Raw genomic sequence first — 21,736 nt, 5'->3', positions numbered from 1 at the left:
CCCGGGTAGCGTCGGGATCATGCCCGCGCGCCCGTTGATCGACCTGCATGCCCACTCCACCGCCAGCGACGGCACGTTGGGCCCGGCCGAACTGGTCCGGGCCGCCGCCGACGCGGGGTTGGACGTCGTGGCGATCACCGACCACGACACCACCGCCGGGTGGGCGGCGGCGGTCGACGCGTTGCCGGCCGGGCTCAGCCTCGTACGGGGCGCGGAGCTGTCCTGCCGCTGGCAGGGCGCCCAACCGGCGCTGCCGCTGCACCTGCTGGCCTACCTGTTCGACCCGGAACACCCCGAGCTGGTCGCCGAGCTGGCCCGGGTACGGCGGGCCCGGGAGGCACGCGGGGAACGGATCGTCGAGCTGCTGCGGGCCGACGGGATCGACGTGAGCTGGCCGGAGATCATGGCCGCCGCCGACGGGGGCACGGTGGGTCGCCCGCACATCGCCGCCGCGCTGATCCGGACCGGCCTGGTCGCCACCACCACCGAGGCGTTCGGCCCGCAGTGGCTGGGGCAGCGGTACCGGCTGCCCAAGGAGGACATCGACGTGTTCCGGGCCGTCGCCCTGGTCCGGGCGGCCGGCGGCGTGCCGGTGTTCGCCCACCCCCGGGCCAGCCGGCGGGGGCGCATCGTCCCCGACTCGCTGATCGCCGAGCTGGCCGACGCGGGGCTCGCCGGCCTGGAGGCCGACCACGAGGACCACACCCCCGCCGAGGCGGCGCACGTCCGGGGGCTCGCCGCCGACCTGGGCCTGCTGGTCACCGGCTCGTCGGACTTCCACGGCAGCCACAAGACCGTCCGGCTGGGCGCGCACACCACCGCGCCGGAGGCGTACGAGCGGATCGTCGCGGCGTCCTGCGGAGTGACCGGCGTCGCTTCCGGGTGATCCGCGTTTCGCCTGCCAGCGGCACCGCTACCCTCGTCCGGTGGATCTCAAGCTCTTCGGTGAGGTCTTCGTGACCCTGCTGGTCATCGTCGACCCGCCGGGCATGATGCCGATCTTCCTCGCCCTGACCGGACCCCTGCCGGCCCGTGACCGTAACCGGGCCGCCTGGCAGGCGGTCGCGTTGGCGCTCGGCGTCATCGTGGTCTTCGCCGTCGCCGGCCAGACCCTCCTCGCCTACCTGCACGTCGACCTGCCGGCCTTGCAGGCGGCCGGCGGCCTGCTGCTGATCCTGGTGGCGCTGGAACTGCTCACCGGCAAGGCCGACGACCCCAGCCAGCAGGCCACCTCCAACATCGCCCTGGTGCCGCTGGGCACTCCGCTGCTGGCCGGGCCCGGCGCGATCGTGGCGACCATGCTGTTCGTGCAGCAGGCCGACGGGTTGGGACAGGTCTCGGCGATCGCCGCCGCGATCGTCGCGGTGATGCTGGCGGTCTGGGTGGTGCTGCGGTTCTCGGGCGGGATCGTCAAGATCCTGCGGCCGGGCGGCATCGAGGTGCTGACCCGGATCGCCGGCCTGCTGCTGGCCGCCATCGCCGTGCAGCTCATCGCCGACGCGGTGGCCGCCTTTGTCACCCAGTACGTGAACATGAGCTGATCCGCCCGTCGTGCCGCCGGCGGGCTGTCGTACCGGGCTGGCAGGATCACCGGGGTGCGACGAGCCTCCTCCGCCGGTACTCCCCGGTCCCGCTCCGGCCAACCCGAGCAACTCGGCTTCGCCGGCATGCCCGAACGGCTCTTCACCTGCACACCCAGCAAACTCGGCGCGTACGCCGACTGCCCCCGGCGCTACCGTTACGCCTACGTCGACCGGCCCGCCCCGCCGAAGGGCCCGCCGTGGGCGCACAACTCGCTCGGCGCGAGCGTGCACACCGCCCTGAAGAACTGGTATGCGCTGCCTGCCGACCGTCGGCGTCCCGAGGCGCTGCCAGCCCTGCTCAAGGGCACCTGGGTCCGCGAGGGCTACCGCGACGACGAGCAGGAGCGCGCGGCCTACCAACGGGCGCTGGGCTGGCTGGAAGGCTACGTCGCGACCCTCGACCCCGGCGACGACCCGCTGGGCGTGGAACGGGTGGTCGCCGTCAAGACGGCAGTGCTGGCCTTCAACGGGCGCGCCGACCGGATCGACTCCCGCCCCGGCCCGGACGGCCCCGAACTGGTCATCGTCGACTACAAGACCGGCCGTACCGGGCTGGACGCCGACGACGCACGCGGCTCGCAGGCACTCGCCCTCTACGCGTACGCCGCCGAGCGGACGTTCCGTCGGCCCTGCCGCCGGGTGGAGCTGCACCACCTGCCGACCGGCACCGTCGCCGGGCACGACCACAGCGAGGAGTCGCTGGCCCGGCAGCTCAGCCGCGCCGAGGACACCGCCCGGGACATCATGGCCGCCGAGCGGGCGGTCACCGACGGGGCCGACCCGGACGAGGCGTTCCCCACCGTGGCCGGGCCCCGCTGCGGCTGGTGCGACTACCGCCGTACCTGCCCAGTCGGCGCGCAGACCCCCGGCCGTGAGCCGTGGTCGGCGATCGACCGTCCCGCCGCTCCGGTGGCCGACTGACCGGCCGTCCGCGTCGGGGCGACCCGTCCGGGGTGGTCAGGCGGCGGCGGTGCGGCGGGCGGCACGGGTCTTCGCCGCCTGCTGGATCGGGCTCTCCCGCCAGTTGCGGGGCAGCGCCGCCAGGGCGAGCCGCAACGTCCGGACGCTCAGGTCGGCCGACAGCGCGGTGGTGGGCAGCCCCAGGCCGCCGTAGAGCCGCAGCGCCCACGGCGGCAGCAGCCCGAGCGCCGTGCCGGCCACCCCGAAGTACGCCCAGCGTGGCGGCCCCAGATTCAGCCCCAGGCGGGCCGGTCGGCTGAGCTTCCACGGGATCGGCGGGGCGGTCAGGAACAGCGCGGTCTCGGCCGCCTCCTTCGTCATCCGTAGCTCGGGCCGGACCGCCCGGTAGTAGTCGGCCACCTCGGCGGCGCTGCCCGGCACCCCGGCCGGGTCCAGCCCCACCAGCGCGGCGGCCCGCCGCTGCTCGGCGTAGTACCCGTCGACCTCGGCGTCGGTCAGCGCCAGGCCGGCCCGGCGGGCGGTGCTCACGAACGACTCGACCTCGGTGACATGCACCCAGCGCAGCAGGTCCGGCTCGTCGATCCGGAACCGCTCCCCGGTGAACAGGTCGGTGGCGTGCAGCCGGGCGTGCCGGGCCCGCAGCCGCCGGCCGGCCGCCTCGGCCTCGGCGGTGGTGCCGTAGTTCACCGTGTCGATGTACGTGCCGGTGCGGACCAGCCGCCCCCAGGCGTCCGACCGGTAGTTGCTGTTCTGGGCCACCCCGGCCATCGCCCGGGGGTGCAGGGTCTGGAGGTAGAGGGAACGCAGGCCGGCGACGATCAGGATCGGCTCGTCGTGCACCTTCCAGGTGACCGAACCGGGACCGAAGAGGCCGAGATCGTCGGTGTCCACCCGTCAACAGTGCCACGCCCGGCCGGGAACCGCCGGTCGTCGGGGCGCTGCCCGGGACGCCACCGGGCGGGATGAACCTGAGCGGTCTTCGCCGCGTGTACTCCTGCGGGGCACGTCGCGACGTACGCTGTCTGCCGCAACCCGCATTCCACCCTCGGAGGTGTCGGTGTTCAAGGAGATCAACGGTCTGCCCGGTCACGTCCTGGTGGTCCACGCCGTGGTGGTCTTCGTGCCGCTGCTCGCGCTGCTCGCCAGCGCCTACGGGCTGATGCCCCGCTGGCGGCCCCGCCTCGACTGGGCGGTGGCCGTCCTGGCCGTGATCACCCCGGTCCTCGCCTGGGTGGCGACCGAGTCGGGGGAGGCCTTCGAGGAGGCGCTGCGGGCGAAGGGTTACTCGCCCGAACTGCTCGCCAAGATCCACGAGCACTCCGAGTACGGCGAGACGCTGCAGTGGTTCACCATCGGCCTGGCCGTGGCGGCGTTGCTGCTGCTGGCGGTGACCAGCAACCGGGTGCGTACCCCGGACCTGCCCGCCTGGACGCCCTGGGTGCTGACCGCGATCACCGTGGTGCTGGCCGTGTTCGCCCTGGTCTACGTCTATCTCACCGGGGACAGCGGTGCCGCCTCGGTGTGGAGTAACACGTTCTGACCGGTGACCCCCGTCGGGCGGCGGTCAGAACAGCGCCCGCGAGCAGAGCAGGCAGAGCAACACCAGCAGGACGACCCCGACCACCGCGCCGACGCTCCAGGTGATCCGTTGCGCCTGCTGCTCCGCGGCGTCCATCGCCTCCATGTCCTGCGCCGGCAGGGTGCGGGCCGGGGTCGCCGCCAGGTGTACGGGAGGACGCCAGCCCGGCGGCGGGGGCGTGGTCGGCGGCGGCCCGGCGTAACCGGCCGTCCCCGCCTGCCCCGCGCCCGCCCACCCCGGGCCTGATGCCGCCCTGCCCGTATTCGACGCCGGCCTGCCCGATTGCGGTACCGGCCCGCCCGTCTGTCGTAAGGGCCCGCCCGTTTCCGGTGCCGCCGGGCCTGCTGCCGGCCCGGACGCCCCCGGGCCGGGTCCCGCACCGGAGGGCGCGCCCGCAGCGTGCTGGCCGGGCTGGGCGGGTGGCGGAGCGGGCTGGCCGGGCTGTGGGCCGGGCTGTCCGGGTTGGGTGGGCGGTGCAGCGGACGACCGAGCCGGAAGGCCCGACGCCGACCCGTCGGCCGGGCTGGCCCAGAGCGACGGTACCGGCGAGGCCCTCGCATCCGTCGCGGCTGCGGACCCGGCTCCCGTTCCCTCCCCCGGGCCGGCTGCGGACCCGGCTTCCGTTCCCTCCCCCGGGCCGGCTGAGGACCCGGCTCCCGTTCCTTCTCCCGGGCCGGCTTCGGCAGTTACGCCTCCCGGGCCGGTTGCGGGCTCTGTCTCTGTCGTGCCGGCTTCCGCTCCCCTTCCCGCGCCGGCCTCACTCGACCCGTCCGTGACGGGCGGGTGCGGCTGGGAGGAAGCGGGTGGCGGGGCCGCGTCCGCCTGTTCCGCCGTTTCCGCGTCGCTCGACGGGGGCGTCGGTCCGGTGGGGGAGGGGGTGGGCGGGCGTCGCCAGTACTCGTCCTCGGGGCTGGCACCGCTGGGCGTCGTCACGCCGTCCGACGCTACCAACGCGAGGAGCCCGTCAGCCGGTCCGACGCGGCGATCTTCGACCGGCATCCCCCGGCGCTGGTGACGGTTCGGTCGGCTGCACCCCGCCCGCTGCGGTCCGGGTGGGTGCCGGAGAAGCGCCTTCGGTGGTGCGCCGGGGTGGGACCGGCGCGGGGTAGTGTTGCCGATCGTGATCCCCGAGGACCCGGCCGGGCATGGCGTGCCCGGCGACGACGACCGCACGGTCGACCTCAGCGACGACTTCGTGGTGTTGCCCGAGCAGACCACCGACGACACCGATTTCGGTTGGGGTGAGCGCCGGGGCGGCAACGACGACTGGTTGCTCGCCGAGCGTCCCCCGCACTGGAGCTGACCCCCCGGGGCCCGCCCGACCGGGCACGGTCGTCGGCAAGATCCACTCAAGGGTGCCGATGTTGCGGTATCCGGGGTGGGCGATGCCGCAACATCGGCCCCGCTGCGCGCCCCGAACCGCCGTCGACGACGACGACGGGATCATCCTCGGATGACGACGCTGAAGCGGCTGCCCTCCGGCTGGCCGACCGAGCGCTGCGCCTGATCGGGTCGGACCGCCAGGTAGAGCGCGGACGAGCCGTCGACCGCGTTCCCACCCACCACGTCGAGCACCAGCGCGTCGGCTGCCAACAGGACCGTCTCACCGGCGTTCCGTCCCGCCGGGAGCACGAGCAGGTCGACCCGCGCGCCGGGGCGCAGGACCGCGAGGGCGGCCGGCTCGGCCAGGCGTACGGGCACTCCGACGAAGCCGCTCGGCAGTGGCAGCGCACCTGGAGCCTTCCCGTCGGCGGCTCGATCACGAGCTGGATCGGGTCGGTCAGCGTCCTGCCCGTGTGGGGTGGCGATCCCGTCGGCAGCCGTACGCCCGTGGGATGTGGTGGGGTCGGGCCGGCCCGCGTCCAGGACGATCACCGCCAGACCCAGCAGAACGGCGACCAGTACCGCGCGCACCAGGGTCGCCCCACCCGGACGACGCGGCCAGCGGAACGGTCGTAGCGAGCCGTCGCCGCCCGTGCCCCTGGCCGCCATGACCCACCTCCACCTGTTCCACCGGGATGCCCCGGTGGCGTCCCGGCTCAGCAGGCTAGGCGGAAACCACACACCTTACGAGCCGTTGTCCACAGCCTGTGGACAACGGCTCGCCCTGTGGAAAACCCACCCGCCCCGGGCCCGCCCCGACCGCCCCCGGCCGGGACCCGGGGGCGGTGATCAAGAGGTTCGCGTCATCCGCAGAGATCCACTTGACGCGAATCTCTTGATCAACCCGGGCTGGCGGGGGTGGGTGCTGGGCGTGGGGGTCAGGAGGAGGTGCTGGTGGCGGGGGACTTGGTGGAGCTGGACGAGCCGGACGCCGGGGACCCGCCCGAGCCGGACGACGAACCCGAGCCGGACGCCGAGGACCCGCCCGAGCCGGACGACCCGCCCGAGCTGGACGACGAACCCGAGTTGGACGACGAGCCGGAACCCGAGGAGTCTCCGCCGGACGAGGAACCCTCCGACTTCGGCGACTTCGCCGCGCCGCTCTTGCCCTCGCTGCCGGAGGCCCGGGAGTCGGTGCGGTAGAAGCCGGAGCCCTTGAACACGACCCCGACCGAGTTGAAGACCTTGCGCAGCCGCCCCTCGCACGCGGGGCACTCGGTCAGCGGCTCGTCGGAGAACGACTGCACCGCCTCGAGCTGGTGGCCGCACGCGGTGCAGGCGTACTGGTACGTGGGCACGTTCTCCTCCGGATCTGGTACGGCCGGTTGGCACTCGACGTATTCGAGTGCCAATGGTGCGTCATCGGACCCGGATTCGTCCAGCGGACGTGATCGTCCTCCGTCCACCGGGCGTCCCCGGACCGCAGCGTCAACCCGCCGGATGATCAACGGAGGTCGGTGCCGGAAGCGCGAGGAGCCCGTCCGACGGGGTGAGCGCGGCACCCACCGGTCGATCGTGCGGCCGGGCGGGCAGCGCCGGGAGCAGTTCGCCGTCGTGCAGCAGCGCCACGGTCAGGGTGGCCGCCGGCACCCGGGCCAGGGCCCGGTCGTAGGAGCCGCCGCCCCGCCCCAGCCGCAGGCCGCGCCGGTCCACCGCCACCGCGGGCACCACCACCAGGGTGGCTCCGACGATCGCCGTCCGGCCGAGCCGGGGGCCGTCCGGCTCGCGCATGCCCCGGCCGGCGGCGACCAGGGTGCCCGGCCCGGCGTAGGCGGCCCAGTCCAGGTCGAGGTCGTCGCACAGCACCGGCAGCAGCAGTTCCGCCCCGGCCGGCAGGGCAGCCCGCAGCACGTCGGGCAGGTCGGGACCGCCCGGCTCGGAGCCGACCGGCACGTACCCGGTCATCCGGGCCGGCCGCAGCCGGCGTACCAGCGCGGTCAGCTCGGCCTGGACGCGCGCCGCGGCGGCGGCCCGCCGGGGTGCGGTGAGCGCCCGACGGCGGGCGAGCAGCGCGACCCGCGTCTCGCGTTTCGCCGCGTGGACGGCTTCCGCTTCATCAGAAAAATCGGGCACGCAACACTCCTGACGCAACGCTGTCAACACGGTTGCTCTGTGTCAGCATCGCAGGAACGGGCCTGGAACTTCCGGGGGGACAGCGTTGACGCTACGCGGGCGGTTGACGGCGGCCTTCCTCACGGTGGTGCTCGGCCCGGTGCTGCTCGGCGCGGTCTTCGTCGGCACCACGCTGTCGACGGTGGACCGCAGCCGGTCCACCGAGCGCCTCGGCCTGGCCGCGTCCGCCGTGCGTACCTCGATCGACGCGCTCTGCCAGCAGTTGCGGGCCGCCGCCGACGCGGTGGCCCTGCGCCCCGACCCGGCGACCCGGGCGGGCACGGCCGGTCAGGTGGTCAGCCGGGGCCTGGCCGCCGCCGTGCTGGTCACCGACGTTGCCGGCAGCACCACGTACGCCACCCCGGGCGGACCGGCGACCCCCTGGCAGGACTGCACGGGGACGGCCCGCAGCGGCGGACCGGTGCGGGCGCTGAGCGCCCGGGTGGACCTGCGTGACCCGGCCGGCACGCCGCTCGGCACAGTGGCCGCCGCCGAGGTGGTCGACCCGGCGTTCGTGGCCCGACTGGCCGCCGCGACCGGCGTCGCGGTCACCCTGCTCGACGACACCGACGGCCCCGACCGGATCACCCACACCACCGAGACCCGTCGGGTACGCGAGGCGGTGCTCGCCGCCGCCGGCTCCCTCGACGGCGACCGGGTCACCGCGACCCCCGACGGCCGGTACGTCAGGCGGCTCGGGCCGGCCCCCGGGCAGCCGCTGCCGCTGGTGCTCTCGGTCGCCGGTGAGCGGCCGTCGGGTCTGCCGGCGGCGCTGGTCGGGGCGGTGCTGCTGGCCGCCGTGCTGGCCGTGCTGACCGCGTGGCGACTGGCCCGGGTCACCACCCGGCCGCTGGTGGAGCTGGCCGGGGCGGTGGACCGGGTGGCCCAGGGTGACCTGACCACCCGGGTGCCGGTGCGCAGCCGGGACGAGATCGGCCGGCTCGCCGCCGCGTTCAACCGGATGATCCGGGAGACCGCCGGGTACGTGACCGCGCTGACCAGCAGCCGGGACCAGTTGCGTGGGCATCTCGGGGTGCTCGGGGACACCCTGGCCAGCACCCACGACCTGCAACGCATCCTGCGGGTGATCCTGCACAGCGCCATCGCGGCGACCGGGGCGCGGGCCGGGGCGGTGCTGCTGCGCGACGACGCGGCGACGCTCGTCGGGCGGTGCGCGGAGGGGCTGGCCGGGCGTTGCCCGGCGGGCACCGAGCCGGAGGAGCTGCGGGTGCCGGTCGGCGCGGGGGTGGTCGGTGCGGTCGCCGCCACGGGCGAACCGCAGCGGGGCCGGGTGTCGCCCGGGGCGACGCCGCCCGGCGAACCGTGGTGCGAGACGTACGTGGCGGTGCCGTTCACCGCACCCGGCGGGGACGCCACCGGTCGGGAGCCGGCGGTCGGCGTGCTGGTCCTCTACGACCGGCTGGGCGGCGACGAGTTCGACGACGACGACCTGGCCACCCTGCGGACCTTCGCCGGGCACGCGGCGGTGGCGGTGGAGAACGTCCGGGTGCACGAGGAGGCGCAGCGGCTGTCGCTGACCGACCCGTTGACCGGGCTGTGGAACTACCGCTACCTGCGTGAGTCGTTGCGTCGGGAGGTGGAGCGGGCCAGCCGGTTCGGTCGGATGCTCAGCATCCTCGTTCTCGACCTGGACCGCTTCAAGACCGTCAACGACAGTTACGGACACGCCGCCGGGGACGCGGTGCTCGCCGAGTTCGCCCGCCGGGTGCGGGGCGAGATCCGCGAGGTGGATCTCGCCTTCCGGCAGGGCGGCGAGGAGTTCGTGGTGCTGCTGCCGGAGACCGACGCCCGGGGCGCGGCGACCGTGGCCGAGCGGTTGGGCGCGGCGGTGCGGGACACCCCGGTCGTGGTGCCGGGCCATGCGGGCGGCCCGACGACGATCGCGGTGTCGGTCTCCATCGGCATCGCCGTCTATCCCGACCACGCCAGCACCGGTGTGGAGGTGCTGGACGCCGCCGACGAGGCGTTGTACGCGGCCAAGGGCGCCGGCCGCGACGGCTACCGGGTGGCGACCGCGCGGCCCCGACCGACGCCGGTCGGGGACGGTGCGGTCGAGGAGATCGTCGTACCGGCGGGGGCGACCAGCCCGGCCGACGGCCTGCCCCGCGCCGGCCCTCCCACCGACCCGCCTCCCACCGACCCGCCCTCCATCGACGAGCCATCCGCCCGCCGGCCGCCCGCCGACCGGGCTCCCGTCGACGACCTGCCGACCGGCCTGCCGGTCGACGGGTCGACGGGTCGGCACGCCGTCGGCGCTCCCGGTGTGACGCAGCCGGGCGGCGCGTCTTCCGGTCCTCACCCGCCGCGGCAGAGCCGTGGCCGATAGTCTCGCGGCATGTCGGAGCACTCAGCGAACCCCTCAACGACCGCCGCGACCGGTCGCGCCCGCGCGGTCAAGGCCGTGATCCCGGCCGCCGGCCTGGCCACCCGGTTCCTGCCGGCCACGAAGGCGGTGCCCAAGGAGCTGCTACCGGTGATCGACCGCCCGGTGCTCCAGTACATCGTCGAGGAGGCCGCCCAGGCCGGCATCGGTGACGTGCTGCTGATCACCGGCCGGGGCAAGACGTCGATGGTGGACCACTTCGACCGTCGCCCCGACCTGGAGGCCCGGCTGGAGGCCAAGGGCGACGCGGACCGGCTCGCCGCGGTCAAGCGCCCCAGCGAGCTGGCCGAGATCTACACCTGCCGCCAACCGGAGCAGCTCGGTCTCGGCCACGCCGTCGGCTACGCCGAGTCGCACGTCGGCGACCAGCCCTTCGCGGTGCTCCTCGGCGACGAGTTCGTCAAGCCGTCCGAGCCGCTGCTGCCGGCCATGTTGGAGCTCCAGGCCCGCACCGGCGGGGTGGTGCTGGCCTTCTTCGAGGTCGACCCGGCCGAGACCAAGCGGTACGGCATCGCCTCGGTCGCCCCGGCCGAGGCCGAGCTGACCGACATCGGCGAGGTCGTGAAGGTCACCGGCATGGTGGAGAAGCCCCAGCCGCAGGACGCCCCGAGCAACCTGGCCGTCCTCGGCCGGTACGTCCTGCCGGGGCGGATCTTCGACGCGATCCGGCGTACCGAACCGGGCAGCGGCGGGGAGATCCAGCTGACCGACGCGATGGAACTGCTGCGTAGCGAGGGGGTGCCGGTGCACGCGATCGTCTACCGGGGCACCCGCTACGACACCGGCATGCCGCTGGGCTACCTCCAGACAGTCGTGCAGATCGCCGCCGAGCGGGAGGACCTCGGCACCGAGTTCCGCGCCTGGCTGACCGAGTTCGTCAACAACGGCGACGAGACGGTCACGGCGGCGGTCCTCAACGGGGTACGCGACGCGGCGGGCGGCTCCGGTACATGACCTCGACGGCCGACGCCGAGGCGGCCGCGAACGAGTTGACGCCGCTCGCCGACTACCTGGGCAGCGTGCTGCGCAGGTTGCGCGCGCTGCCTCCACTCGACCTCGACCTCACCCAGGCGTACGGCAACGTCCTCGCCTCGGACGTCGTCGCCCCGCACTCGTTCCCCGCCTTCGACCAGGCGGCGGTGGACGGGTACGCCGCGCGCTGGGAGGACCTCGTCGGGTACGGCCCGGTCCCCACGCAGGGGCCGGGCCGTCCGGTACGCCTCAACGTGGTCGGTGACCTGGGGGCGGCGAGTTGGCGACCGGTCCGGCTCACCCCCGGCTCGTGCTTCTCGGTGGCCGCCGGTGCGCCCATGCCGATCGCCGCCGACGTGGTGGTGCCGGTGGAGTGGACCGACCAGGGCATGGCCGCGGTGGAGATCTTCCGTACCCCCAAGCGGGGGTACGGCGTCCGCCGCGCCGGCGAGGAACTGCCCGCCGGCACCGTCCTCGCCCGCGCCGGCACCTACGTCGCCCCGGCGTTGGTGGCCGTGTTCGCCGCCACCGGCATCGGGCACGTGGTGGTCCGGCCCAGCCCCCGGGTGGTCATCGTGGCCACCGGTGACGAACTCGTCGACGTGGGCCGGGGCAGCCAGCCCGGTCAGGTGGTGGACGCCAACTCGCACGCGTTGACCGCCGCCGCCGCCGAGGTGGGCGCGTTGGCGTACCGGGTGGGGATCTGCGACGACGACCCGGAGGGGCTGCGCGGCCTGCTGGAGGACCAGACCCTGCGGGCCGATCTGATCATCACCACCGGCGGCACCGGCACCGGCCCCGGCGACATGGTCCGGCGGATCCTGTCCCGTCGGGAGGGCGGCCGGGCCGGGCCGGTGACGTTCACCGATGTGGCGCTGTACCCCGGCACGGCCCTCGGGTTCGGTACCGTCGGCGCCGAGGAGGTGCCGGTGGTGTGTCTTCCCGGTGAGCCCGGTGCGGCGTTGATCGGTTTCGAGGTGCTGGCCCGGCCGGCGATCCAGCTGCTGGCCGGCGCGGAGCCGGTGTTCCGGCCGAGCGTGCGGGCGCACCTGCTGGAGACCATCTCGTCCCCCGGTGGGCTGCGCGAGTTCCGGCCCGCGCACGTGGCCGAGCGGCGCGGCGGGGGCTACACGGTGCAGCCGCTCAGCGGTGGGCCGTACACCCTGTCCGGGCTGGCCGAGGCGAACGGCCTGATGGTGCTCGGCGAGCGGGTGACCACCGCGGCGGCCGGCTCCACCGTGGACGTGCTGCTGCTGGACCGGCGGCGGTGAGCCGGCCCGGGCGTGCCGACGCCCCGGTGGCGGACGGGAGGTCGGCGCGGTGAGCTGGTTCGGGCGGGCACCGGGATGGCCGGTGGTGCTGATGGACGGTCCGGTGGTGCTGCGGCCGTACCGCCGATCCGACGCCGGCGCCTGGTCGTCGGTGCGCCGGGCGAACCGGGCCTGGCTGGCACCCTGGGAGTCGCATCTGCCGGGCAACTGGGACGAGACGAACTCGCCTGCCGCGTTCCGTTACGTGCACGCCGACCAGCGGCGCTCGGCGCGTACCGGCGAGGGGATGCCGTTCGCGGTCTGCCTGCGTGAGGACGGCCGGGAGCAGCTGGTGGGGCACCTGAACGTGGGCAACATCGTCCGGCGGGCGTTCTGCTCCGGGTACGTCGGCTACTGGGTGGACTCCCGGGTGGCCGGGCGCGGGGTGATCCCCACCGCGATGGCGCTCGCCGTCGACCACGCGTTCGGCGCGGGTGGACTGCACCGGGTCGAGGTGAACATCCGGCCGGAGAACAAGCCGTCCCGGCGGGTGGTGAAGAAGCTGGGCTTCCGTGAGGAGGCGTACCACGTCCGCTACATGCATATCGACGGTGCCTGGCGTGACCACATCGGATACGCGATGACCAGCGAGGAGGTGGCCGCCGAGGGCGGTCTGCTGGCCCGCTGGCACCGGATGCGTCACGACGCCGGGTGAATCGTCCCACGCGTGGGATGCGGCGCGGCGTGTCGGCATCCCGGTCGGCGGCCCGTAACCTCAAGTAACTGCAAGCTGCGGCAAGCGCTGCCCGGCCGCAGGATCTGCGCCCAGGGCGAGATTTCGGGGAAGATCCTGCTGTCGAACGGCGGTTGCCCCGAATTCGGTGACGGGAGGGGTGAGGGTGCCGACCTCGGTGCTCCTCGCCGTCCTCGCCGCCGCCGGTCTGCTCGCCCTCGCGCCGGCGCTGGTCCGCCGGTACGACGCCACCGAGCGGCTGGTGGCGGAGCGGGCGCAGTCGACGGCGCGGGTGCTCCAGCGCCGCCGGCGGCGTCGTACTGTCCCCGGGCGGCGGCCGGTCAACCAGCCCCGCGCGCTCGTGGTCACCCTGGCCGAGGACGCCGCCACCGGGAACCTCGGTGTCCCCGTCTCCGCGCCGCCGGCCCGCCGCGCCGCCCCGCCCGCCAAGCGTCGGTCGGGTCGCCTGCGGGCCGTGCCGCCCACCGCCCGGCAGGCCCGCCGCCGTCCGCCCCGGCACCACACCCCGGCCGTCTACCGGCGGCGTCGGGTGCTCGCCGCGCTGCTGCTGCTCAACTTCGTCGAGCTGGTCGGCGTGGTCGTGGTCAGCCCCGGCTTCTGGATCAGTTTCTCGGTCACCGCCACCCTGCTCGTGGTGTACGTCGTACACCTGCGGCGGCGGGCGCTGGCCGAGCGTCGGCGGCGGCGGATCCGGGCCCGGGAGGCCGCCTGGCTGGCCGCCCGGCAGGCCGAGGTGCGCCGGGAGCAGGCCCGTCGGGCGGCGGCCCGCCGGGAGGCGCAGCGCCGTCTCGCCGCGCAACGCGAGGCGGTACGCCGTACCGCGATGGGCCTGGACCGGCCGACCGACCTGCCGGCTGCGGCCAGCGGGGGCGGCTCGGTGTCGTACCGCCGCTCCGGCGGCCTGCGTGGCCGCCCCTACCAGTCCGGCCGCGACCCCCGCTGACCCCGCCCCGGGCCACTGCCCCGGTGATCGACCGGGCGTCCGGATGATCGACTCGCCGGGGCCGAAACAGCGGCTTCCGGGCGGTCGGATGCCGCTACCTGGGCCCACAGGCGCGGGCCGACCGCCGGGGGACGTGGCGGGAGGGGTGATTCGCCCGGGGGGCGGGTGGGCTGTTAGTCTTGGCGCCGGCCCGCCCGGTGAAAGCCGGGTGGGACCGAAGCCGGTCCACCGGCGGAGGGGCTGTGGCGCAGTCTGGTAGCGCACCTCGTTCGCATCGAGGGGGTCTGGGGTTCGAATCCCCACAGCTCCACCAGGAAGTTCATGATCAAGGGCGGGTCTCCGAGCAGGGGGCCCGCCCTTGATCATGTATCCCGGGTCGACGGGGCCGCTCAGGGGAGGGTGACGCCGTAGGCGGCCAGGATCTCGGCGACCGGCTGGTAGTAGGTGCTGCCCCCGCTGGTGCAGTTGCCGCTGCCGCCGGAGAGGATGCCGATGATCACCCCGGTCGCGGCGACGTAGAGCGGGCCGCCGCTGTCGCCCGGCTCGGCGCAGATGTTGGTGCGGATCAGCCCGGACACGCTGCCCTCGGCATAGTTGACCGTCTGGTTGAGGGCGGTGACGGTGCCGCACCGCACGCCGGTGGTGGAACCGCTGCGGCAGACGGCCTGCCCGACGTACGCGGTGCCGACGCCGTTGAGGGTGAGCAGCCCCGGATACGTGTAGACGGCGCTCGGGTGGCTGACCCTGCCGGTGTAGCGGACCAGGCCGTAGTCGTTGACCGGGAAGCTGCTGCCGGTCCGGGTGCCCAGCGCGGTCGTCTGACCGCTGTCGGCGTACCAGGTGGTGGCGGTGGCGGTGCAGTGGCCGGCGGTGAGGAAGTAGTACGTGCTGCCGCTGTGCACGTTCGCGCCCAGTGAGCACTTGGCACCGCCACCGTAGATGCTCTGCCCACCGGCGATGAGCAGGCGCAGCCGGCCGGGTTCACGGCGCACGTCCGCGCCTTCCCGTGCGGCGAGGGCGCGCAGCGCGCGTAGCTGCTCCGGCGCGACGGTGTCGTCGACGGTGAGCGTCGGCCGCCCGGTCGTCGGGTCCGGGCCCCACGCGGTGCCGACGGTGCGCACCTGTGCCAGCCCCGCCGGGACGGGTGGGCCGCTGACGCCGGGGTGGGCGGCAGCCTGGTGGTCGACGCCGGTGTACGCGGCGGCCGGGGTCGCCGGCAGCAGGGTGACGGCCAGGGTCAGGGCGACGAGCGAGAGACGACGCATCCCCCACCTCCAAATCGATCGCTGTGGGTCGATGCGTCAAGCATCCGCCGGTGCCGGACCCGATTCAAGACACGGCAGCGATCCCGGCCCCGCGACGCCGACGGGCCGGCCCCCTGCCAGGGGCCGGCCCGTCGGACAGATCGGTGATCAGGGCTTCCAGGAACCGGCCGCCTTGAACTTGTGCTGGTACTCGACCACGCCGTTCTTGTCGGCCACGTCGAACACCACGGAGCCGGCACGCTTGCTGCCGGCCGGGATGCCGCTGCCCGAGTCGAGCAGGTCGCCACCGCAGCCGGAGAACGCGCCGGCCAGGCCGTTCACCGTGGTCCCGTCGTCGGCCACCCACTGGAAGTAGAACGGGTTGATCGACGAGGTGCCCTTGGTCACCGTGGCGGTGACGTCGGCGATCAGGTACATGCCCTTGTTGGGCGGCGGCGCGAACGAGCGGCAGCCCTTCGTCGAGGTGCTGAAGCTCCGCAGGGTGATCTCGATGGTGCCGTCGTCGTCGCTGATCACCAGCGTCTGGCCGGCCCTGAGGTTGAACGCCTGGTCGGTGGACGACGGCGCCGCCGACGGCGGGTCACCGGGCAGCCCCGGCGCCGCCGTGACACCGGGGGTGGGCACCGAGGGCCGGTACTCCCGGGCCGCGTCGTCGGCCTGCCTGCCGCCGGCGACCACCAGGGCGATGATGCCGCCGCAGCAGAGCAGCGCCACCAGGGCGACCACCAGGCCGACGACGATCCAGACGTTCTTGGTCGACGAACCGGCCGGCTTCGCCGGACCCAACGGATAACCGGGCCCACCGGGCGGTGGCGGATATCCCCCGCCGGGCGGCGGGTAACCCCCGCCGGGCGGTGGCGGATAGCCGCCACCGGAGACCGGCGGGTAGCCCGCGCCCGACACCGGCGGGTAGCCCGCACCGGAGACCGGCGGCGTGCCCCCGGGCTCGTACGACGGCTGCGGCGCCCCCGACACCGGCGGCGGCGCGTACGGCGACGGCGGGGCGTACGGGTCGGAGTAGGACGGGTCGGGGACCGGGGGCGGCGGTGCGGTCGGGTCGACCGGGTAGTACTGCCCGGGTGCCGGCGGGAACGGCGGCGGAGCCCCGGGGGGCGGCTGGTGCGGGTCCTGGGGCCCGTAGGGGGGCTGGGGCTGGTTCACCGTACTCCTCGTTCGACGGTCGGCACTCGGGGAAGGCGGGGTGGCGGCAACGGGTCAGGGCAGGTGCAGCACGGCCGCGGTGCGGACCAGGTCGTCCTCGACCGCGAACCGGCCGGTGACCACGGTGGGCGGGTCCGCCACGGTGGCCGCCGACACCCGGGCCGGGGCGATCCGGGCGGTGAAGACCCCCGCGTCCGGGTCCAGGTCGACGGTGGCGTCCAGGAAGTCCAACCAGGAGCCCACCACCGGATGCCAGACCTTGTAGACGGTCTCCTTGGCGCTGAACACCACGATCGGCCAGCTCACCCCGCCGGGGAGCCGGGCCAGCCGGTCCTTCTCCTCGGGGTGCAGGATCATCCGGTGTACCCCCGGGTCGAGGTCGCGCTGCCGTTCGGCGTCCATGCCGACCGCGCGCAGGTCGCTGCTGCGGGCGACCGCGGCGGCGCAGTAGTCCCGGGTGTGGGTGATGGTGCCGACCAACCCGGCCGGCCAGACCGGTGCCCGGCTCGGCGCGGAGGGGACCGGCGTGGGTGCCAGGCCGAGGGCGCTCATCGCCCGTCGGGCACAGACCCGACCGGCGGTGAAGTCCCGCCGTCGGCGCTCCACCGCCCGCTCGCCCAGCCCGGCCCGTTCCTCCGGGAGCAGCTCACCGACCCAGTCGGCGGTCCCGGCGACCGCCACCGAGACGGCCGCCGGCAGCAGGTCACGCATGAACCCACCCCTTTCCGGTACGACCACGCCCGGTCCGCCCGGTGCGCGGACCAACGGCCATGGCTGGTGAACGTACCGCAACCGGGCGACACGGCAGGGTCCCGTGGCGGCCCGGTCCCCTCCGGCGCGGCGGCGGCCACGCCCGACGGGACCGGGCACCGGGCGGGTCAGGGTCGGCGGGGCCGGCGGGTCAGCGCGAAACCGACCACCCCGGCGACGGCGGCGAGCGCGCCACCGATGGTGCTCCACGCCCAGCGTGAGCCGAGCGCGGGCAGCCAGTCGCCGTCGAACCAGTCGTCGTCGGCCTCGGCGGGGGCGGCCGCCGGGTCGCCGGTCAGCACGGCACCGGCCCGGGTGTTCGGCACCAGCGGCGCCTTCAGCTCACCGTCGTCGCGGGAACCCTCGCCGTCGGCTGCGAGCAGCAGTTCGACGTCGACCGGCTGCCCCAGGTCGGCCTCGGGCAGGTCGGTCACCGACAGCCGGACGTAGTAGGTGCCCGGCAGCGGGTCGGCCGACCACGGCTCCGCCCAGGAGCGCACCTGCCGCAGTGTGCAGCCCAGCGCCACGCTGCCCGCCGAGGCGGCGACCGTCGGGGTCTGCGCCCCGGCCGTGCACGCCTGCCGGCGGCGCAGCCCGTCGAACACCTCCACCGTCCAGGTGGATGCGCCGGTGCGGGCCTTGGGCAGCGACACCGTCGCAACGATCTCGTGCCGTTGCCCGGCCGAGGCGGGGAACGACCAGTACAGGAAGTCGCCGGTGGAGGCGTCGACCCGGACCGGTTGGCCGGCCGTGATGCCGGTGGCGGTCAGGAACGACGTCCCGGCCCGGGTGACCGGGGTGGCCCCGGGGGAGGGGGTGGGCGCGGCCGTGGCCGTGGCCGGGGCGGCGAGCAGGGTCAGGCCGGCGGCGGCCAGCGCCGCGCCGCCCCGGATGATCGGGGTACGCATCAGTTCGTCCTCCACGTCGCCACCCACCAGCGGGTGAGCAGTCCGACGACCAGGCCGGTGAGCAGGCCGGCCAGGGTGAGCAGGAGCAGCAGCACCCAGCCGCGCCCCAGGTCCGGTGCGGTCGGTGCGGGTGACGAGGCGACCACGTCGATGGTCAACTCGATCGGCATGCCGGGTTCGGCCCGGGTTCCCGGACGCGGCGCGAAGGCGTTGCTGACCACCAGGCAGACGGTGGTGGCCGGCACCGGCGTGTCGGTCGCCGACGGGCTCGGTGACGCCCCGTCCTCCGTCTGCGACCAGCGCAGCCCCGCCGACACGACGTCGGTACGGCCGCTGCCGGCGTCGACGCCCCGGACCAGTTCCCGCCCGTCGGTGGCGGTGGCCCGCAGCAGCACGGCGTGGTCGGGGTTCACCGGGCGGTCGAGCGCCACGCTGACCGACGCGCGCAGCTCCTGCCCCGGCCGGACGGGCACCCGGTACCACCGGTGCTCGGAGAACGCCTCCCGGTCGGCGTAGACGCCGGGGGCGAGCAGTGGCGCGTCCGCGCACTCGCCCCGCCCGGTGACGACGGTCGGGGCGGCGGTGTAGGTGTCCTTCGCCCGTTCGACGAGCTGCTTGATCCGGCCGGTCAGCTCGTCGGCGCTCTGTGCCGCCGTGTAGGTGCCGCCGGTGGCGGTGGCGATGCAGAGCAGTTGCCGGCGGACCTTCTCGTCCGGGGCCAGGCCGAGCGTGTCGACCACCAGCTTGGTGCCCTGCGCGGCCAGTTCCCGGGCCACCTCGCACGGGTCGGGCGGGGCGCAGGTGTCCTCGCCGTCGGTGATCAGCACGATCCGGCGGGCGGTCGTACCGGTGCCGAGGTCCCTGGCGGCGGAGCGCAGGGCCAGCCCGACCGGGGTGAAGCCGGTCGGGCGCAGCGTCGCCACGGCCGCCTTGGCCGCCGTCCGGTCGACCGGACCGACCGGCACGATCTGCTGGGTGTCCAGGCAGCCCTGCTTCTTGTCCTTGCCCCGGTAGGTCGCGCCGAGCACCCGGATGCCGAGCTGGGTCTCCTCGGGCAGCGCGTCGACCACCTCGTTGAACGCCTGCTGGGCGACGGAGATCCGGCTGCGTCCGTCGATGTCGTTGGCCCGCATCGAACCGCTCACGTCGAGCACCAGCTCGACCTTGGGCGGCTCGGTGGGCTCCTCACCTTCGGCGCGGGCGGGTGCGGGGCCGGTCAGCGTGGTCGCCGCCAACACTCCGATCAGGACGGCCGTCGATCGTCGTCTCGTGTTGATCACCGGGCGAAGTGTAGTGAGATCCATAGTGGAGCCCCACCGGGGTGCGGCGGTGGGAGTCTCGACGACGGGATCAACCAGCCGGCACCCCGGGTGTTCGGTCGACCGCCCGGCCCGTCGTTCGGACGAGGGTCGTGACCGTCCGTTAGATGCTAGATGTAAACCATTTGCCGCGCGATGCATCGGTCGGAAATCTGACCCAAGTCGACCCGTTGTGCCGGTGGCACAACGTGGTTAAGCTCTCCTTGCGCGCCCCAATCGCCCGCTTCCCCCGTGGCAGGCGATCGGGGCGCGCCCTTTTGTTCCGGCACGCGCGTGGGACACCTCCCGGCGTCGTCGATCCCCCGCCCACGGTCGGGCTCCCCGCCCCCGTCAGCGTGGCCCCCTGAGAGCCCCTGCCGGCGTCGCTCCCGCTCCCGCTCCCCCTGCCCGGCCCCGGGTCGGAGCCGGCAACCCGCGTCGCGTCCACTGGGGAGCCGCGACGGCGGGGGTGCCCGGAAAGACGTCCGCCCCACCGGCTCCTGCCGACGGGGTTGGGAACCCGGGCGGCAGGGACGGTGGGGCGGGCGGCGGGTGCGGGGGCCGGTCAGATCCAGCGGCCGTCCAGCCACATCCGGGCGGACCAGTCGTCGTAGGGCAGGATGTTGCCCACGAAGATCGGGTAGAAGTAGGCGAAACAGAGCGCCACCAGCAGCACGTACGCGCCGACGATGACCCCGCCGACCAGTCGCCGGTCGGCGAGCTGTTCCGCCGCCGCCGCGTCAGCCTCCGCGACGACCACGACGGCCTTCGGCTCGGCCGGCTCGCCGGTGTCCGGTGGACTGCCGTCCGGTCCCGTGCCGTCGCGCGCCGCATCGTCCGGTGCGGTGCCGACCCGACCGGCCGGGGTGGCGCGCTCTCCGACGGTGGGGGTGGCGATCGCGCCGAGCACGTACACCACGCTCAGCACCAGGAACGGCAGTGCCGGGGCGGCGTAGAAGGAGAACATCGTCCGGCCGTCGAGGGCGTACCAGAACCAGGGCAGCAGTCCGGCGGCCACGGCCACCAGGAACGCCCCGGCCCGCCAGTCGCGGCGCGCGATGCCGAGCCAGAGCGTGGCGGCCAGGGCCGGCAGGAACGACCACCAGAGCAGCGGTGTGCCCAGCAGCAGGATCTCCGACGCGCAGGTGGGTGCGCCGCACGCGCCGTCGCCGGACCAGTGGAACGCCACCGGCCGGCCGAGCAGCAACCACTGCCAGGGCCACGACTGGTACTTGTGTGCGGTTTCCAGGCCGGTGTGGAACTCGAACGCCGCCTTGTGGTACTGGAACAGATTGGTCAGCGCGCCGATGACGGGGGTGTCGCTGAGCCCCGGCACGTTCGGGTACCGGGACGCGATCCGGTAGTAACCCTGGTCGGAGAGCAGCCACCCGGACCAGGTGGCCAGGTAGGTGCCGACCACCAGCAGCCCGGCGAGCACCAGCCAGGGCAGCTCGTCCAGGAGCGCGTCGCGCCACGGCCGGCGGACCCCGACCGACCGGCGCAGGCCGACCTCCCAGAACAGGACCAGCAGCCCGAAGGCCGGCACGAACCAGATCGCGCTCCACTTCACCGCGCATGCGCAGCCGAGCAGCACCCCGGCGAGCAGCCGCCACCAGGGCCAGTTCCGCCAGCCACCGGCGGGGCGACCGGCCCGGCCGGCTGCGGTCGGGTCGAGGCCGGCGTCGAGCGCGCGGGCCCAGCGCCGCCGGCGGGCGTCCCGGTCGAGCACCAGCGCGCCGAAGGCGGCCAGGATGAACAGCGGCAGGAAGATGTCGAGCAGCGCGGTGCGGGAGAGCACCAGGTGGAAGCCGTCCAGGGCGAGCAGCAGGCCGGCGGCGCAGCCGAGTGTGGTGGAGCGGAACAGCCGGCGGGCGATGCGGGTGATCATCAGCACCGTGAGGATGCCGGCGACCGCCGAGGCGATCCGCCAGCCGAACTCCGGGGCGGTGGTCATCAGGTGGCCCGGCACGGAGATGTTGGTCTCCGCGTCCTGGTAGCCGAAGGCCCACTCGCCGAGCCCGATCAGCCACTTGCCCAGCGGCGGGTGGACCACGTACGACGGGCCGTTGTCCTTGTAGTTCCACTCGACGCCCTTGTCGATCAGGCCGTAGCCGTCACGGGCGTAGTAGATCTCGTCGAAGATCTTGCCCTTGGGGCTGCTGAGCCCGAGCAGCCGCAGGACGGCGGCGATCGTCACCACGACTGCGGTGGCGATCCACGAGTTCACGTCGAGCCGGGACTCGACGGTGGCGAGTCGTCGCCGGACGATCGCCGGCACGCCGCCCCCTCCACCCTCGGGAGGGGGTGCCTCCGGGTCGGTCCGGTCCGCGCTCGCACTCTGTGCTGTCGACGCACTCGTCACCCGGCGATCGTAGGCTGCGAAGGTGCCCGGTGGCGCCCGTCGTCCCCGAGATTGGTACGAGTATCGATGAAGGAGCGCGCCACGTGGGTGA

At 74.5% G+C, this 21,736-nt stretch carries 20 protein-coding genes, 1 tRNA gene and 1 pseudogene; 12 read left to right on the top strand and 10 right to left on the bottom strand.

The genetic code is table 11. The annotated features are described in order from the left end of the window. Positions 1-19 precede the first annotated feature (19 nt). The 3 genes from ACN265_RS27850 to ACN265_RS27840 all read left to right on the top strand — a co-directional run bounded on the left by ACN265_RS27850 (position 20) and on the right by ACN265_RS27840 (position 2,504). Positions 20-886 (top strand): PHP domain-containing protein, encoded by an 867-nt coding sequence (locus ACN265_RS27850; protein WP_421410572.1) that lies wholly within the window; start codon positions 20-22, stop codon positions 884-886. A 40-nt stretch (positions 887-926) separates the two neighbouring features. Beyond that, on the top strand, positions 927-1,541 hold the full coding sequence (locus tag ACN265_RS27845; protein WP_421410570.1) for a MarC family protein: 615 nt from the start codon (positions 927-929) through the stop codon (positions 1,539-1,541). A 126-nt stretch (positions 1,542-1,667) separates the two neighbouring features. Beyond that, positions 1,668-2,504: a RecB family exonuclease gene (locus ACN265_RS27840; RefSeq protein ID WP_421411662.1), complete on the top strand. Its 837-nt coding sequence runs from the start codon at positions 1,668-1,670 to the stop codon at positions 2,502-2,504. A 36-nt stretch (positions 2,505-2,540) separates the two neighbouring features. On the opposite strand, the gene ACN265_RS27835 is transcribed toward ACN265_RS27840, so the two are convergent. Beyond that, a complete protein-coding gene (locus tag ACN265_RS27835) occupies positions 2,541-3,395 on the bottom strand; it encodes an oxygenase MpaB family protein (protein ID WP_421410568.1) in 855 nt (284 codons plus the stop codon). 166 nt (positions 3,396-3,561) lie between these two features. Between ACN265_RS27835 and ACN265_RS27830 the strand changes: the two genes are divergently transcribed. Further along, positions 3,562-4,044, top strand: a complete 483-nt coding sequence (locus ACN265_RS27830; protein WP_204927522.1) for a DUF2231 domain-containing protein — start codon at positions 3,562-3,564, stop codon at positions 4,042-4,044. A 1,150-nt stretch (positions 4,045-5,194) separates the two neighbouring features. Continuing rightward, a complete protein-coding gene (locus ACN265_RS27825; protein ID WP_372444632.1) occupies positions 5,195-5,386 on the top strand; it encodes a hypothetical protein in 192 nt (63 codons plus the stop codon). A gap of 140 nt (positions 5,387-5,526) precedes the next feature. On the opposite strand, the gene ACN265_RS27820 is transcribed toward ACN265_RS27825, so the two are convergent. Next, a complete protein-coding gene (locus tag ACN265_RS27820; RefSeq protein ID WP_421410566.1) occupies positions 5,527-6,075 on the bottom strand; it encodes a flagellar biosynthesis protein FlgA in 549 nt (182 codons plus the stop codon). A gap of 285 nt (positions 6,076-6,360) precedes the next feature. Here ACN265_RS27820 and ACN265_RS27815 point away from each other — a divergent pair, with 285 nt between their 5' ends. Next, positions 6,361-6,609: a hypothetical protein gene (locus ACN265_RS27815; RefSeq protein ID WP_421411745.1), complete on the top strand. Its 249-nt coding sequence runs from the start codon at positions 6,361-6,363 to the stop codon at positions 6,607-6,609. A gap of 14 nt (positions 6,610-6,623) precedes the next feature. Here ACN265_RS27815 and ACN265_RS27810 read toward each other — a convergent pair. After that, positions 6,624-6,764 (bottom strand): annotated as a pseudogene (locus ACN265_RS27810) (FmdB family zinc ribbon protein); the annotation flags it as partial. A 130-nt stretch (positions 6,765-6,894) separates the two neighbouring features. After that, positions 6,895-7,539, bottom strand: coding sequence for a 5-formyltetrahydrofolate cyclo-ligase (locus tag ACN265_RS27805; RefSeq protein ID WP_420118221.1), 645 nt, complete (start codon positions 7,537-7,539; stop codon positions 6,895-6,897). Between the two features lie 85 nt (positions 7,540-7,624). Between ACN265_RS27805 and ACN265_RS27800 the strand changes: the two genes are divergently transcribed. From ACN265_RS27800 to ACN265_RS27775, 6 genes are all read left to right on the top strand, one after another. Continuing rightward, positions 7,625-9,925 (top strand): diguanylate cyclase, encoded by a 2,301-nt coding sequence (locus ACN265_RS27800; RefSeq protein WP_421410564.1) that lies wholly within the window; start codon positions 7,625-7,627, stop codon positions 9,923-9,925. A 9-nt stretch (positions 9,926-9,934) separates the two neighbouring features. Beyond that, positions 9,935-10,936, top strand: a complete 1,002-nt coding sequence (locus tag ACN265_RS27795; RefSeq protein WP_357928963.1) for a UTP--glucose-1-phosphate uridylyltransferase — start codon at positions 9,935-9,937, stop codon at positions 10,934-10,936. Further along, the gene (gene glp, locus ACN265_RS27790; protein ID WP_204927381.1) at positions 10,933-12,225 is read left to right on the top strand and encodes a gephyrin-like molybdotransferase Glp; all 1,293 of its coding nucleotides are present in this window, start codon (positions 10,933-10,935) and stop codon (positions 12,223-12,225) included. Before ACN265_RS27795 ends, glp begins: the two co-directional genes overlap by 4 nt. Positions 12,226-12,316: 91 nt before the next feature. Then, on the top strand, positions 12,317-12,919 hold the full coding sequence (locus ACN265_RS27785; RefSeq protein WP_421411660.1) for a GNAT family N-acetyltransferase: 603 nt from the start codon (positions 12,317-12,319) through the stop codon (positions 12,917-12,919). Positions 12,920-13,097: 178 nt separating this feature from the next. Further along, positions 13,098-13,901: a hypothetical protein gene (locus tag ACN265_RS27780; RefSeq protein WP_204927382.1), complete on the top strand. Its 804-nt coding sequence runs from the start codon at positions 13,098-13,100 to the stop codon at positions 13,899-13,901. A 236-nt stretch (positions 13,902-14,137) separates the two neighbouring features. Further along, positions 14,138-14,214 (top strand) — tRNA-Ala (locus ACN265_RS27775). 76 nt (positions 14,215-14,290) lie between these two features. Here ACN265_RS27775 and ACN265_RS27770 read toward each other — a convergent pair. From ACN265_RS27770 to ACN265_RS27745, 6 genes are all read right to left on the bottom strand, one after another. Beyond that, positions 14,291-15,166 (bottom strand): S1 family peptidase, encoded by an 876-nt coding sequence (locus ACN265_RS27770; RefSeq protein WP_420118726.1) that lies wholly within the window; start codon positions 15,164-15,166, stop codon positions 14,291-14,293. Between the two features lie 147 nt (positions 15,167-15,313). Continuing rightward, positions 15,314-16,327 carry a hypothetical protein gene (locus tag ACN265_RS27765; RefSeq protein ID WP_421410560.1) on the bottom strand — a complete coding sequence of 338 codons (1,014 nt, stop codon included), beginning with the start codon at positions 16,325-16,327 and terminating at the stop codon, positions 15,314-15,316. 54 nt (positions 16,328-16,381) lie between these two features. Continuing rightward, a complete protein-coding gene (locus ACN265_RS27760; RefSeq protein WP_421410558.1) occupies positions 16,382-17,038 on the bottom strand; it encodes a 4'-phosphopantetheinyl transferase family protein in 657 nt (218 codons plus the stop codon). Between the two features lie 167 nt (positions 17,039-17,205). Beyond that, positions 17,206-17,985 carry a peptidase gene (locus ACN265_RS27755; RefSeq protein WP_421411658.1) on the bottom strand — a complete coding sequence of 260 codons (780 nt, stop codon included), beginning with the start codon at positions 17,983-17,985 and terminating at the stop codon, positions 17,206-17,208. After that, positions 17,985-19,265 carry a VWA domain-containing protein gene (locus tag ACN265_RS27750; protein ID WP_420118724.1) on the bottom strand — a complete coding sequence of 427 codons (1,281 nt, stop codon included), beginning with the start codon at positions 19,263-19,265 and terminating at the stop codon, positions 17,985-17,987. The genes ACN265_RS27755 and ACN265_RS27750 overlap by 1 nt, the downstream gene beginning before the upstream one ends. A 583-nt stretch (positions 19,266-19,848) precedes the next feature. Beyond that, positions 19,849-21,645: a dolichyl-phosphate-mannose--protein mannosyltransferase gene (locus ACN265_RS27745; protein WP_420118723.1), complete on the bottom strand. Its 1,797-nt coding sequence runs from the start codon at positions 21,643-21,645 to the stop codon at positions 19,849-19,851. Between the last annotated feature and the right edge of the window lie 91 nt (positions 21,646-21,736).

The sequence above is a fragment of the Micromonospora sp. WMMD730 genome (assembly GCF_049178955.1).
Taxonomy (GTDB): Bacteria; Actinomycetota; Actinomycetes; order Mycobacteriales; family Micromonosporaceae; genus Micromonospora; species Micromonospora wenchangensis.
Note: the sequence above shows the minus strand (reverse complement) of the source record. Positions and strands in the feature narration are given on the sequence as shown.